This window comes from Saprospiraceae bacterium (genome assembly GCA_016717265.1).
Lineage (GTDB): Bacteria > Bacteroidota > Bacteroidia > Chitinophagales > Saprospiraceae > Vicinibacter.
Genome location: JADKFX010000001.1, coordinates 3995460 through 4010374, shown reverse-complemented (window position 1 = coordinate 4010374; position 14915 = coordinate 3995460). Strand labels below are relative to the sequence as shown.

General features: G+C 33.3%; 8 protein-coding genes. 1 reads left to right on the top strand and 7 read right to left on the bottom strand.

Annotated features, from left to right (window positions below):
- Positions 1–42: 42 nt before the first annotated feature.
- The 5 genes from IPO86_15655 to IPO86_15635 all read right to left on the bottom strand — a co-directional run bounded on the left by IPO86_15655 (position 43) and on the right by IPO86_15635 (position 9615).
- The gene (locus tag IPO86_15655) at positions 43–561 is read right to left on the bottom strand and encodes a thioredoxin family protein (GenBank protein ID MBK9729542.1); all 519 of its coding nucleotides are present in this window, start codon (positions 559–561) and stop codon (positions 43–45) included.
- A gap of 119 nt (positions 562–680) precedes the next feature.
- The gene (locus IPO86_15650; GenBank protein ID MBK9729541.1) at positions 681–3251 is read right to left on the bottom strand and encodes a zinc-dependent metalloprotease; all 2571 of its coding nucleotides are present in this window, start codon (positions 3249–3251) and stop codon (positions 681–683) included.
- Positions 3252–3319: 68 nt separating this feature from the next.
- The gene (locus tag IPO86_15645) at positions 3320–6667 is read right to left on the bottom strand and encodes a gliding motility-associated C-terminal domain-containing protein (protein ID MBK9729540.1); all 3348 of its coding nucleotides are present in this window, start codon (positions 6665–6667) and stop codon (positions 3320–3322) included.
- Between the two features lie 201 nt (positions 6668–6868).
- Complete coding sequence (locus IPO86_15640) at positions 6869–8959, bottom strand: carboxy terminal-processing peptidase (GenBank protein MBK9729539.1); 2091 nt, start codon at positions 8957–8959, stop codon at positions 6869–6871.
- Positions 8960–9210: 251 nt separating this feature from the next.
- Positions 9211–9615: a DUF393 domain-containing protein gene (locus IPO86_15635; GenBank protein MBK9729538.1), complete on the bottom strand. Its 405-nt coding sequence runs from the start codon at positions 9613–9615 to the stop codon at positions 9211–9213.
- Positions 9616–9892: 277 nt separating this feature from the next.
- On the opposite strand from IPO86_15635, the gene IPO86_15630 reads away from it, so the two are divergent.
- Entirely contained in the window at positions 9893–12136 is a 2244-nt protein-coding gene (locus tag IPO86_15630; GenBank protein ID MBK9729537.1) for a sodium-translocating pyrophosphatase, read from the top strand.
- Positions 12137–12206: 70 nt separating this feature from the next.
- On the opposite strand, the gene IPO86_15625 is transcribed toward IPO86_15630, so the two are convergent.
- On the bottom strand, positions 12207–13133 hold the full coding sequence (locus IPO86_15625; protein ID MBK9729536.1) for a 5'-nucleotidase: 927 nt from the start codon (positions 13131–13133) through the stop codon (positions 12207–12209).
- 136 nt (positions 13134–13269) lie between these two features.
- A complete protein-coding gene (locus IPO86_15620; protein MBK9729535.1) occupies positions 13270–14829 on the bottom strand; it encodes a glycine--tRNA ligase in 1560 nt (519 codons plus the stop codon).
- Positions 14830–14915 lie beyond the last annotated feature (86 nt).

Genomic DNA, 14915 nt, shown 5'->3' with positions numbered 1-14915 from the left:
AGTGCAATTAAAACCTTAGCAATAATTGCTAATGAAATATATTTATTTACGTTTTTTTGCAATCATCTGATTTACATCCGCTGTAAATTCATCTACTGAAGCTTTGTATCCTGTTTGACCTAAAATGCCAAAATTATATTGGTTCGTTTTTTTATCTTTATCTAATTCAAAAACAATAATAGTTGGATAACCTCGTATTTGGAAATTTTGTTGAAGGGAAGCATTTTGCTGTCTAATATTAGCTGGAATCTCTTTTCTCTTTGGAAAGTCGAGTTCTAATAGAATAACATTTTTGCTTGACCAGGTTTTAAATTCAGGTTTGCTAAATACGGAAGCAGTTAATCTTTTACACCATCCACACCAGTCACTTCCAGTAAAATTTGCCAGAATTGGTTTACCTGTTTTTTTAGATAGTTTATAAGCTTCATCGAGGTCAACAAGCCAGCCTGCATTTTCTGCTTTGTAGCTTGAACTGGATGCTTGAGCATTCGAGGTCATATTGAACGCCAAGAATGAAAACAAGAAGAATAAAGACGATTTTAAATAAGTAGTTGATTGCATGCGTAAAACTAAATTTATTTTGAAACAAAATGATTATAAATACTCCAATTTTAACTGATTTTTAACCTAAATCAGCTATTTCTAATTGATTTTAAAATGTATTAACAAATACTATATGACTATTTTTTACTGGTATCTAAAGCTTTTTCAATAAGGTAGATTAAATAACTTTTATGAGCTTTAGTTTGAGCATCCGTTGCTTTCATTTTTTTAACTTTAGTTTGGATTGAAAGGAGACAATTATATAACGCGGCATTTGAGGATTGGTCATAAGTATTTAATGAATTGCCAACTATAGATCCTAATTTTTGAACAAATTTGGTTTGAATATTCCTCCTATATATGTTCACTATTCCTGCTTGGTCGCCATCAAATATACCCTTTGTTAAATCCTCTAATATTTCAACAACAGAATACGTATTTCCATATAAGCTAGAATTGTTAACACGTCTTAAAGTAGTGGTATTTAAAAGATAGTCTATAGTAGACTGTTGTAAACCAAGAATATGTCCATCTAATTTTGGATCTTCAGTTCCACCAAAAAAATTGAAGCCCCTGCGTTGACTTTGTAAATAGGAGAATAATTGAGCATCTGCTTCAAATGCATTTGGTGAAAAAACATAGTTGTTTAATAAATTCATGGCTTTCTTTTGATAAGATGCCGGAACCGGAGTATAAGGTTGGTTTCCAGAGTTTTGTCCTGGTAAGCTTCGGTCAATATAAATGCCACCAATATATTTACTAACCGAATTTGCCATACCATATCGCTGATACAGTAGGGAATAGTATTTTTCTACTAAAGATTCATAAGTTTTATCGGATTTAATAAATCGCGCTTTTAAAGTGGGCATTAATTTATTTACTAACTTAAATCTACCTTCTGCATAACTAACCATATCATTACTCATATCCCAAACCATCACCCGAGGATCGATGCCACTACCTGTAAATGTAATGTCTGCATCATTCCCAAAAATTAATTTTGGATCAGTACTTCTTGATAAAATTTTTGCAAGTCCTTCTTTTTCTTCTGATTCTGGAAATTGTGTATAACCAAATTCTATAGCCCAAGCATCGTATGGACCCGTAATGCTTGTATAAAAATCTACTTTCTTTGTTGGATCTGGAGATAGGTTTATTACAGAATAATCCATAACGGAACCAGTGACACCATATTTACCAGTGATTTCTTTGTTTAAAAGTTCTTCAGGGCTTAACATATGGCTGGATTTCATATTATGCATCAAACCCATAGTATGGCCCATTTCATGAAGTACTAATTCTGTGATGTATTGTTTTTGTAATTCTTTGAATTCTTTTTCTGTAGCATCCATACATTCAAGATAAGCTTGTCCTGCTGAATGTTGCATTCTCATACCCATTCCCAAACTGCAATTTTTAGGATTTATATGATTTACTGGATGTTGATGTCCAGTGGCTTCAAATAAATCACTTTCTCTTGTAAATGCCCTCATAAAACCATAATCAATCGTGATGTCAGAACCAAGAATTTGTCCGGTCCTGGGATTTACAAAACTGGGTCCAATGGCATAGCCCAAATCGGAACTAACCCATCGAATTACATTATATCTGATATCCGCAGGATCCCAACTTGCAGTATCAGACATCATTTTCATAACCACTGCATTTTTAAAGCCTGCTTTTTCAAATGCGACATTCCATTTGTTACCAGCTTCTAGGATGAATTGTCTCAATTCCAGTGGGGTTGTATTTTCTACCCACCAAACAATGGGTTCAACGGGCTCGCTTAATGCCTCTTTAGGATTTTTTTTCTTCAAATGCCAACGTTGTATATAATCTCTATAACCAGGGATCTCTGTAGTTGTCATGTTATTAACTTCTTGTGTAAAAAATCCTACTCTCGGATCATCCATTCTAGGTTTATAATCGTTGACAGGCATTTCAATAAAACTATGTTGCATTTTAACTTGTACATATCGAGCATCTGTGATATCTCTTCCTCCAAAATTTATTGGAGCAGCATTTTCATATGCAAGATTTACCACAACATCGGTATTCTGTGGAAATGAACGCAATTTTATATATCGGGATTTGTCTTTATTAAGGGATCCTAAATTAAATACAACACCAGGTGGAAGTGTTGGAGGTAAAAATGGTCTTATAGGGTCTAATTTTTCACTTAAAAATAAGTTGTCACCATTTATTAAAAATCCTAACGAATCTTCAGCCATTACCTTTTCCGAATAGAAAATGGCATCCGACACATCTGCATTCGCTGCTTTACTTATTGGATTATTTGGATCAAAATAGAAATTGGTATTCGTACGAATCCATTCAATTCTATCAAATACTTTTCTAACTGTAAAAACCCAGGTTTCCCGAATCATGTTTTGATTTAAAAATAATTCAGCCGGACCACCTAAACTAAAACTTTGATAAATGTACTCTTTATTTAACTGTGCTTTGGTAATGTACATTTGGATCGAACCATTTGCTGTATCTTGAAATAAAGTAAATAAACCTGTTATTTTTTGACTGCTTTTAACCTTTTCTTGAAGTGAAACTTTTTTAGTAGTATCTTTTGCAACTTTAACAGAATCAATCGTTGTTTCTTTTTTTAGATTTGTTTTTTTAACCTGGGCTTGTAACAGCATTGGAAATTCAAATCCAATGAATAGCAGAATAATTAAAAGTAATTTTTGATTCATAAATGAGAATTTTAAAAATTAATGGTCAAATAATATAAAATTTGTGCACTTGTTTAAAATTGAAAAGCTTATCGGATTAATGTAAAATCTCCTTTTAGGATTTCTATACGCCCATCACTTAATTTAAGCTTTGCATAATATATATAAACGCCTGGGTTCATTTTTTTATTTTTAAAACTACCATTCCATCCCAGTTCTGGTATATTTGGTTGAATATGTTCTGCTGAAAAAAGCAATTCACCCCAACGATTATAAACTTCTAATATTTCTATAATGGATGTTTCATCTGCTATCAGATAGAAAAAGTCATTTATTTGGTCTCCATTTGCCGATATCGCATTGGGTGCATAAACATAGGAAGATTTTTTGATTTTAATAAACAAGGAGTCTAAACTACTGCAATTTCGTTCATCTATTGCCAATGTGTAAATCCAGATATCTTGATTAGCTACCAAACTGATTTGTTGACAATTCTGGCATGAAGTCAATGAAGTAGGTTGCCAGAATATTTGTTGTAATGTTGCATTTGATTGTAGTTTCAAATCTACGGTAGCACCTTTTTCAACGAGAAGATTAGTTCCTAAATCTGTAATCAAGACTGCCGGATTGAATAAGTTAAAGTTTATTGAATCGGTAATGCAACCATTATTGTCTTTAACATATATTTGATACATTCCTGGTTTTAATTGATCTAAATGATCTATGTTTCCATTTGATTTTTGATTACTAATTAATTGAAAAGGACTGCCGAAATCTAATTTATTTAAGATCCGGAAAGAGCCGTCATTTTTATCAAAACAGGATATTGAGTCTATTTCATATTTTAATTTTAAAGCTACAAATTGGGTATTTATGAATATTATACTATCACAGCCTTTGGAATTATTCAAAACTAAAGTATCTAATCCGGCGAATGCTGCATTGCAGGTTTGTTTTGTGACCCTTAAAGTATCAGATGGTATAAACTGAATATTTGTAATTACCGTACTATCACAAAAATTGGTTTGAAATACAGTAGTATCCATTTTTTGATCTAAAGGATTACAAGTTATTTTATTTATATAAGTAGTATCAGCTTTTAGAAAATCAGTTTGATTTACAATGACACTGTCACAATCATTTTTATTTTTTAAGTACGTTATTTTAATTCCAGTTTCATTTGGATTACAACTCAAATTAAGTAAGAATGTACTATCCCCAGGAATGAAACTGGTTTTAGTAACGATCATACTATCACAACCATATTTATTTGTGAATATTGTAGTTATATTTCCAGTATCCAAAGGATTACACGAAGTTTTATAGATGGATATGGAATCTGTAGGGTCTAAAACAATTTCTTGAACAACAATACTATCACATCCAAAATTATTTTGATATTTATTTTTAAAAATACCTGCATTTTTAGAATTGCAGGTATGTGTTATTAAATAGATGCTGTCTGTTGAAAGTGGTAGATGATCTATAATTACCAAGCTATCGCAGAAGCTTGTGCTAAATTTTAAGGTATCCGTAAATGCAGATTTTAAACCACATTCGAAGGACGTTTGTTTTGTAATCGTTTCAGCTGCATAGCTGGTAATAATCTGAATGATACTATCGCAGGAAAATTGGTTTTTTAATTGAATAAAAACGATACCACTTTGCGTAGTATCACAGGTTTTATTTAGGATTAAAATCGAATCAGTTTTTAGTGGGATTCTTTCTGTAATCACAATAGAATCACAAAATTGACCTTGAATAAAAATAGTATCGAATGTATTTAAAATGTAATTGCAAGAATAGTCTTGAAGTAAAGTTGTATTTTTTGGTTTTAAAATGTATAGATTTATGATTAATGAATCACATCCATATATGTTTTTTAAAGTGTTCGTATCTGATGGGTTTTGAGAAGCATCGCAGCTTGTATAAATGAAACGCGTGGTATCTGAATTGACTTTGGTATTCTCTAGAATTACAATACTATCACAACCATTGAGGGTATAAACGAGAGTATCCAAAGTGCTTTGAGAAATGGTGCATGAAGTTTGAAATATTCGAAATGTATCACTATTGTTTCTTTGTTGGAAGGTGGCTTCCGTAGAATCTAAATTTCCACATAAGTCCCGGGCATAAAATTGAACTTTAATAGTTGACTTTAAAGAATCACCATCAAAATTATTTGACCAAAGGGTTGTATCGCAATTATCTATTGCATTTGCAAATGCGTTATTGCGTAGCCATATTTTTAAAGAGTCTTTCGTATTTGAGATGCAAAAAAAGTTTCTATCTTCTGCCTTTTTGATGATTTTTGGTGCCATTGTATCAAGAATATAAAAGTTCGCGTAAGCAGAACTTTCCTGACCGCAATGGTCAATGGCAATGAATTCTACCAAAATCGTATCGCATGATTTTTTAGGATCGTGATCAATAGTAGTTCTCCAGCTCACTTTACCGCAGGCGTCCGTTGCAATTGAATTTCCATTTTTCTTAATCCAATCGTTGAATTGTTTTTGCACATCACTTGCACAGTCAGCCCATTTGTCTTCGGGGTCTTTTATGAATTCAGGTGCTGTGTTATCTTGTATTTTAATGATTTGATCTTCTTTGTGGATATTACCACAATCATCTTTTATATCCCAGGTACGGGTAATAACTTTTGTACAGGGGTCTAGGAGAACTATGGTTTCTTTATACGTGAAATCTGGATTCAGATCGCAGTTATCACTGACACTTAATACCGGAACTTTAGGAATCTCGGTATCACATTCAACATCAAAATCTTCTGGTGGGTTGTTTACGATAGGTTCTTCCTGATCACCGGGGCATTCAAATATTTTAATATCGTCCAGTAATGTTCCGCCCCATTCGCTTCCACCAACGCTGCTAAATTCCATTTTTGCAGAAGTAGCCATTGCCATAAAAAGATGAGACTCTTTAAACCAAAAAACACTGCCGTCTGTATTCACAATCCAATTTACATTGCGCCAGGCGCCACCCGCTATTTTTAAGGTTCCAGTAGATGTATATCCACTGCCATTTTGTGCTGTCCAAAAATCAACCCGATAAGTATTTCCGGGAGTAAGACCTGTTAAATTATATTCAATGGCACCAAAACCAGGAGAACCATGTAAGTCGATAAAATTAGATCGTCCATTAGGATTTCCAAGGGTTAGATTACCAAAAAGTCCATCCTTGTGATCAATGGTAGCTCTTGTGCAGGTCCAACCTGAAAAAAAATCTCCGGCTGAATAAAGGATTAAACCGCCCGGTGGAGGAGCAGGAGAATCTTCAAAATCTAAATTTGGGTAAAAAATTTCAACAAATTCTCCACAACAACAGCTGCCACCCATCACTAGTGGAACAAAGTGTTGGTTTTGCCCAAAAGTATGAAGTGAATGGATTACAAAACAGACAAGGATTGTAAATCGAAACAAGTCGTTGATATTTTCTACGAAAGTAATAAAATTTCGGTCTCAACATCCAATTTCAAATTTCAAGCCAAGTAGAATTTTATTTAAAATCAATCAAAATAAGCAGCCTGGAATTCTTTCGTTAAGATTTAGAAATCCTTCAAAAAAAAAGGTTCATCTCCATGACAGAGATGAACCCAGAAATAATACTGATTTTGGAATATATTACTTGTGAAGATCTTTTAGGATATGCATGGATTCATATACATAAACATCTTTTGTTAATCCTTTTAAGAAATCATCATTCCGGGCAATTCGAGATGAATCAGCCTTAATATATGCTAGATCTTCTTTTAAATTATCGGTTTTGATTCCAGGAATTGCTGTTGTTCCTATTTTTTCATATTTTTTAACTTCTTCTGTACGTTGTTTTACAAGACTTTTATATTTGTTAAGTTCTAATGGATATTCAGATTCCTCTCGGTTTTTAGCCAAGCGTTTTGCATTTTCATCAATCAAATTAAATTCTGTGTTTGATTTGACACGTTCCATGCTTTTCATTTTTACTTCTTCTATATTATTGATCAGAAATGTATTCTGATAATATTTTTGTTTTTCAATTACATCATAAGGTAATGGATGATCATATTCTTTTTCTCCATTAATAATATAACTGTAAGTATCTGGCAATAAGACATCCGGTTCTACCCCTTTAAGTTGCACTGAACCACCATTTACACGATAGTATTTTTGAATTGTTACTTTCATTTCTCCTAAAGGTCGCATTTCAGGATAGTTAGTAAATTGGTCAAGATTTCTAAATTGTTGAACTGTTCCTTTTCCGAAAGTTGGTTCTCCACCAACAATCACCGCTCTTTTATAATCCTGCAAACAAGCACTAATAATTTCTGATGCTGAAGCACTATTGCTATTTACAAGTATCACCATGGGTCCTGTAAATTTTACATTTTTATCTTGATCATTATAAGCTCTGGTGCCTCGTTTATCTTTTACTTGTACAATAGGGCCTTCTTCAATAAATAAACCAGACATATCTACCACTTCCTGTAAAGAACCACCGCCATTATTTCGCAAATCTAAAATTAAACTCGTAACCCCGGCTTGGTTCAATTTTTCTAATTCAATGGCAATATCTTTTGCAGCAGAAGGGCTTTGTGGATCATTAAAATCTGCATAAAATCTTGGCAATCGGATGAATCCTATTTTTTGTTGATCTCCTTCAAGTTCCAAAATTGCAGATCGGGCAAATCCTTCATCCATAATTACTTCATCTCTTGTAATGGTGATATTTTTTTGGTTGCCATCTTGTTTTTTAACTTTTAAAGTAACTTTCGTTCCTTTTTTGCCTCTGATTTTACTAACCACATCATCAATTCTCATTCCTTTAATATCTACAGGCTCCAAGCCATCTTGTTGTACTCCTATGATTAAGTCATTGGCTTCTAATTCTCCTTGTCTTGCAGCAGGGCCACCCGGAACAATAGAACTGACTTTTGTAAATTCGCGTTCTGTTTGTAATCGGGCACCTATGCCCTCTAGTTTTCCGGACATATTGATATTAAAATCTTCTTTTTCTTTAGGATTTAAATAATCCGTATGTGGATCATATAAGTGGATAAAAGTATTGACAAATAATTCGAATCGATCCGAACGTTTTAATTTAGATAAACGATCAAACCATCCGTCCATCACATCTTTTACTTCTTTGTTGATGTCCATTTGAATAGAATCTTCAGGTCGTTTTTTACCTTCTTTTTCTAATTGCTGATGGTCTTCTATATAGCGACTTAATCTTTCATATTTAATAGATTTTCTCCAATAATCTTTCATTTCTTTATCATCTGATGCCCATTTTCGTTTTTCTGCATCTAATTCAATTTTTTCATCTTTTGTAAAATCAAAAGGGGCATTGATAAATTCCTGGTAATATGTTTGAGATTTTTTAATGCCTTCGTCAATAAGTTTTAAAGAAAGATCGAAGAACTCTAATTTACCTTCTTTAAAATGATCATCCAGGTCATTTTTATACTTTTCAAGTTGTTTAACGTCTTTTTGAGTGTAAAATCGCTTGCCTGAATCCATATCTACTAAAAAGTCTTCAAATGCTTTTTGGGAATAAGAATCATCAATAACAGGAGGTGCATAATGAAATCTTTGTGAGTTTTCGTAAACCAGCTTTAATAGATGGCTTTCTTTTGATGTAGGATCTCCTTGAGTTTGACTGCAATTCCCTGAAAAATAAGCAATTAAAATAATTAATGGCAATAATAAAAACCAACTTTTTTTAGATTTCATTTTCTCTTTCATTTTTGAATTAATCTATACAACCGTTATAAGTCCTAATTAATTATCAACAATGCTTTACTTTATAAAAAGTTTAACAAAGATGATAATTTCAGTGGTCCTTGACGGAATTAACACAAATGTACTACGAAATGTTTCGTAATAAAAACAAGAGGTTAAAATTTTTATTTCCAAATGTGATTATGCAGTCCTCAATTTTCAAGATTTTTTACGCATTCAATTAATAAATTGCCATGGATAGTTTATAAAAACCTGGATTTCTCAAATTCATCTGGTATAGAACAAGAAGTGCGTTTACCAAAAATAGAATATCGATGTCTGGCAATCCACTTATATATTGAATCTCGTAATACCTTGGGAATCAAATATAAAATACTAAAAATCTTCCAAAAACCACCCAAGTCCATTAGGATTTTTAAAATTGCTTTTGAATAATAATACAATTGATTGTTTTTGAAATAATATATGGAATCTGGTAAATCGACATCTTTTATAAGTTCAAATCCTTTTGTCAATTCTGGAAATCTATCCAATGAAGCAAAAAGCAGCTTTTTCTTTTTGTCCGCTTTTGATAAAAAATAGATCCATTTGCTACATAAAATGCATTCACCATCATAAAAAACGATCCCTTTTCCATCTATATCCATATTATTAGAACATTAAAATGCTGAATTAGCCTATAGATTGTTGTTAAATATTTCCAATACTTTGGTAATTTACTATTTTTATAAATATAGTTTCTTGATATTTAGTTTCTTAAACTGATTTATAAATTTTATAACGAGCGCTAAATTATAGGCAATTTCCTGCTTTGTTTAAGAGCATTTTATATGCAATACTATGTAAGAATTCGTTTAATCTGCTTATTCTAGGTCTAAAATCTGTGTTTTTTTATACTTTTGCACCTCTTAAAATTCAAATTAAATGGAAAATCTGGTTTATTTATTACCTGCCTTTGGAATTATAGGCTTACTCTATATGGCGTATCTATATAAATGGGTATCCTCTCAAGATGCAGGAGATGCAAAAATGAAGGGAATTGCAGATAATATAGCGGAAGGTGCTATGGCCTTTTTAAAAGCAGAATATAGAGTGTTAGCTATTTATGTAGTAGTTGCAGGGCTCCTATTGGGTTTATTAAGTTTTAAAGTAGAAACTACGCATTGGACTATAGTTATTGCATTTATCTTAGGTGCCTTATTTTCTATAATCGCTGGATTTATTGGAATGCGTGTGGCTACTTTAGCAAACGTAAGGACTACACAAGCAGCCAGAACCTCCATTGTAAAGGCACTCCATGTGTCTTTTAGAGGTGGCACTGTGATGGGTCTAGGTGTAGCGAGTTTAGCAGTTTTAGGTTTGAGTATATTATTTGCCGTTTTATTTTACTCATTTATGGGTGGAGTATGGGGTGCTTCAACCATTAAAGGAATACAATATGATGCGAGTCATTCTATGACTGTAATTTTGGAAATACTTGCTGGATTTTCATTAGGTGCTGAATCCATTGCTCTTTTTGCACGGGTAGGTGGAGGAATTTATACAAAAGCAGCAGATGTTGGAGCTGACCTTGTTGGAAAAGTAGAAAAAGGGATTCCAGAAGATGATCCAAGGAATCCGGCTACAATTGCTGATAATGTTGGAGATAATGTTGGGGATGTTGCTGGTATGGGTGCCGATTTATTTGGTTCCTATGTAGCTACTGTCCTGGCTTCCATGGTATTAGGTAATTATGTGATTCGCGATATGGGTGGCGATATTAGCTCGATGGATGCTTTTCGAGGATTAGGGCCAATTTTATTGCCGATTTTCTTAGCATGTATAGGATTAATCTTTTCAATAATAGGTACTTTTTTTGTAAGCATTAAATCTGAAGATGCAAAGGAACAACAGGTCCAAAATGCTTTGAATATGGGCAACTGGGTTTCTATAGCTTTGACTGCAGTAGCTGCTTATTTCTGTATTCAATGGTTATTGCCTGCAACATTACAAATGAATTTCTTTGGGATGGGCATAAAAGAGATATCCTCGATGAATGTATTCTATGATGTTTTAATAGGCTTAGTGGTCGGTGCTGCCATTTCATATATGACTGAATATTATACTGGATTAGGACGAGGACCTGTAAATGCGATTGTCCAAAAATCTGGAACCGGAGCTGGTACAAATATAATTGGTGGATTAAGTAATGGGATGTTGAGTACAGCGGGTCCTGTTTTGATATTTGCTTTAGCAATTTGGGCAAGTTATACGCTTGCAGGATTTTATGGAGTGGCGATTGCTGCAAGTGCAATGATGGCAACTACAGCTATGCAATTAGCCATTGATGCTTTTGGTCCAATTTCGGATAATGCGGGTGGAATTGCAGAAATGGCAGAATTGCCGAAAGAAGTTCGTATGCGTACGGATATTCTGGATTCTGTTGGCAATACAACCGCAGCCATTGGGAAAGGATTTGCAATTGCATCTGCTGCCCTTACGGCACTTGGTTTATTTGCAGCTTATGTCACCTTTACAGGCATTAATGGGATAAACATTTTTAAAGCGGATGTACTCGCTGCATTATTTGTTGGTGGAATGATACCTGTTGTTTTTTCTGCACTTGCTATGAGTTCTGTAGGCAAAGCAGCGATGGATATGGTTAATGAAGTCCGTCGTCAGTTTAGGGAAATTCCAGGAATTATGGAAGGTACTGGCAAACCAGATTATGCGCGTTGTGTTGCAATTTCTACGAAAGCAGCACTTCATGAAATGATTTTACCAGGTGCAATTACTTTGATAACGCCAGTAATTATAGGTTTTGTAATGGGTCCAGAAGCGCTTGGTGCCTATATGGCTGGAGTTTGTGTAAGTGGGGTTGTTTGGGCAATTTTTCAAAATAATGCCGGAGGATCTTGGGATAATGCTAAAAAATCATTTGAATCTGGTGTTACAATAGATGGTCAGATTTACCATAAAGGTTCAGAACCGCATAAAGCTGCTGTAATTGGGGATACCGTTGGAGATCCATTCAAAGATACTTCAGGTCCTTCTATGAATATTTTAATTAAACTTACTTGTTTAGTAGGTCTGGTAATTGCCCCTATATTAGGAGAGCAATATCAGGTTTCTCAAAAGCAAGCACCAAAAATTGAACAAATTCAGCAACCAAATCAGGAAATTAAGTAAAAATTGGAATCTCTGTAAATGCTTTATTTTTGATATGAAGGATTGAGCATTGACATCTAATTTATATTTTTTATTTCTTAATTTTATGCAGTAGCGAATCACTTTGATAGGGAACTTTTCCAGAAGGAACTACTTTACTAGCTTTTTCTAAATGCGTTTCCTGGTCATCGAAGAATATATGAGCTCCATATGCATCTAATACTTTATCCTTATCCAGACCTCCAAGAAAATAGGCTTCATCTACATAGACACCCCATTTTCGAAGCGTCTTAATCACTCTCATATGAGAAGGTGCATTTCTTGCTGTGACGATTGCGATGCGGAGTGGTGATAGTTCGATCCTTGTTGGGAGATGTTCTTGAATTTTTGATAATTTGATTAAAAGTTTTGCAAAAGGTCCTTCTTTTAATGGATCATTTTCATGTTCTTCTTCATATTGTTGAAATGCATCAATTCCTTCTGTTTTATATCGAAGTTCTGATTCTTCAGAAAACAAAACAGCATCTGCATCAAAAGCAATTTTAACGCGATTATCAATTGGATTGAAAGCTTTTGGTGGAGCATAAATATAAGCAGCTGCACAGGTTTTCGAATCGATTACAGATTGCACATCGTGTTCATCTTTAGATAAAAATAAATCTAAACTAAAAGCATCAATGTAAGGGGATAGAGGTTCGCCACCTGATAAGGCAACTCTGGATATATCAAGTTCAAATTTTTTGAGCGTATTTAAGATACGAACTCCGGTTTCAGGACTATTCCTGGACATCACGATAACTTCTACAATTCTTTTGTTAGCTTGTTTATTTAATTCTAATAAACTTTGAATCAGATAAAATGCTGTTCCCGGTTTTAAAGTTTGATCTTCATTTTCAAGTTGATATTTGCGATACCCTTCAATTCCCTCTATTTCAAAAACTTGGTTTTCTTTTTCTAAATCAAATAATGCCCTGGTGCTTACTCCGATTACTAAGATTTCTGAAAGGTCTATAGACATAAATGAATAATTTTATTTCAAGTTTCAGAATGAAAAAATAAATCTTGTTTTATTAAAAAACGTTTTGTGAATCCAGAGGATTTTATGGGTATTGAATTTTTCATTTAGGAAGATACCATGAAATCGAAATTTGTAATTAAGTCAATAAATTTTTCCAAGAGATTTTTTGGTTGATTATTTCTTCTATTGCAGAAATTGGAATCCGTTCTTGTTTTAAACTATCCCGATCCCGTATGGTAACCGTATTATCATTCAGGGTATCAAAATCAATGGTAATACAACAAGGTGTGCCGATTGCATCTTGTCGGCGATATCTTCTTCCGATGGCATCTTTATCATCATACTGACATAAAAATGATAATTTTAAATCATCAAAAATCATTTTCGCTTTTTCAACTAACTCAGGTTTGTTTTTTACTAAAGGTAAGATGGCACATTTTACAGGCGCCAATGCAGGATGTAATTTTAAAACAATGCGAGTCGATGCCTCTCCTTCTGCATCTGGTACTTCTTCTTCTTGATATGCATTACTCAACAATGCTAAAAACATTCTGTCGCAACCAATGGAAGTTTCAACTACATAAGGAATATAATTTTCATTAGACTCTGGATCAAAGTACTGCAATTTTTTTCCAGACATTTCCTGGTGACTCCTTAAGTCAAAGTCTGTTCTTGAGTGGATTCCTTCTAATTCTTTAAATCCGAATGGAAAATCAAACTGAATATCTACTGCAGCATTTGCATAATGTGCAAGATTTTCATGTTCATGGAATCTTAATTTTGATGCAGGAGTACCTAAGGCCAGATGCCACTTTATTCTGTATTCTTTCCAGTATTCATACCATTGCATTTCTTCTCCTGGTTTTACAAAAAATTGCATCTCCATTTGTTCGAATTCCCGCATCCGAAAAATAAACTGGCGGGCTACAATTTCGTTTCGGAATGCTTTTCCAATTTGTGCAATTCCGAAAGGTATTTTTTGTCGGGTTGTTTTTTGAACATTTAAAAAATTTACAAATATCCCTTGAGCTGTTTCAGGTCTAAGATATAGTTTTCCTTCTTCACCAGCAATATTTCCCAATTGCGTATTAAACATTAAATTAAATTGTCTCACCTCGGTCCAATTTCTGGATCCAGAATCAGGATCTACAATTTCACAATCTTCAATGATTTTTTTTAATTCAGCCATATCATTTGCAGACATAGCCTCTGTAAGTCTTTTATTTATCTGTTCTTGTTTTGTTTTATATTCGACCACTCTTGGATTCGTTTGCCTATATAAAGTTTCATCAAAACTTTCTCCAAAACGAGCTTTTGCTTTTTCAACTTCTTTCGTAATTTTTGCTTCCAATTTATCCATAAAATCTTCAATCAATTGGTCAGCACGGAATCGCTTTTTAGAATCTTTATTATCAATTAATGGATCATTAAACGCATCCACATGGCCTGAGGCTTTCCAGATTTTAGGATGCATGAAAATGGCGGAATCAAGACCTACTATATTCTGATGCATTTGCACCATACTTTTCCACCAATAACTTTTAATATTATTTTTTAACTCTACACCATTTGGTGCATAATCATAAACGGCGCTTAGTCCATCATAAATTTCTGAAGATGGATAAATAAAACCATATTCTTTACAATGTGAGGTAAGTTTTTTAAATAAATCTTCCACTTGTGGTAAATTAAAAATTAAAACTGTAAAATTGATATATTATTTTCGAACGGTATATTAATTGAATAATAATCTTTTTATTTATTTATTACTTAAAATTAATT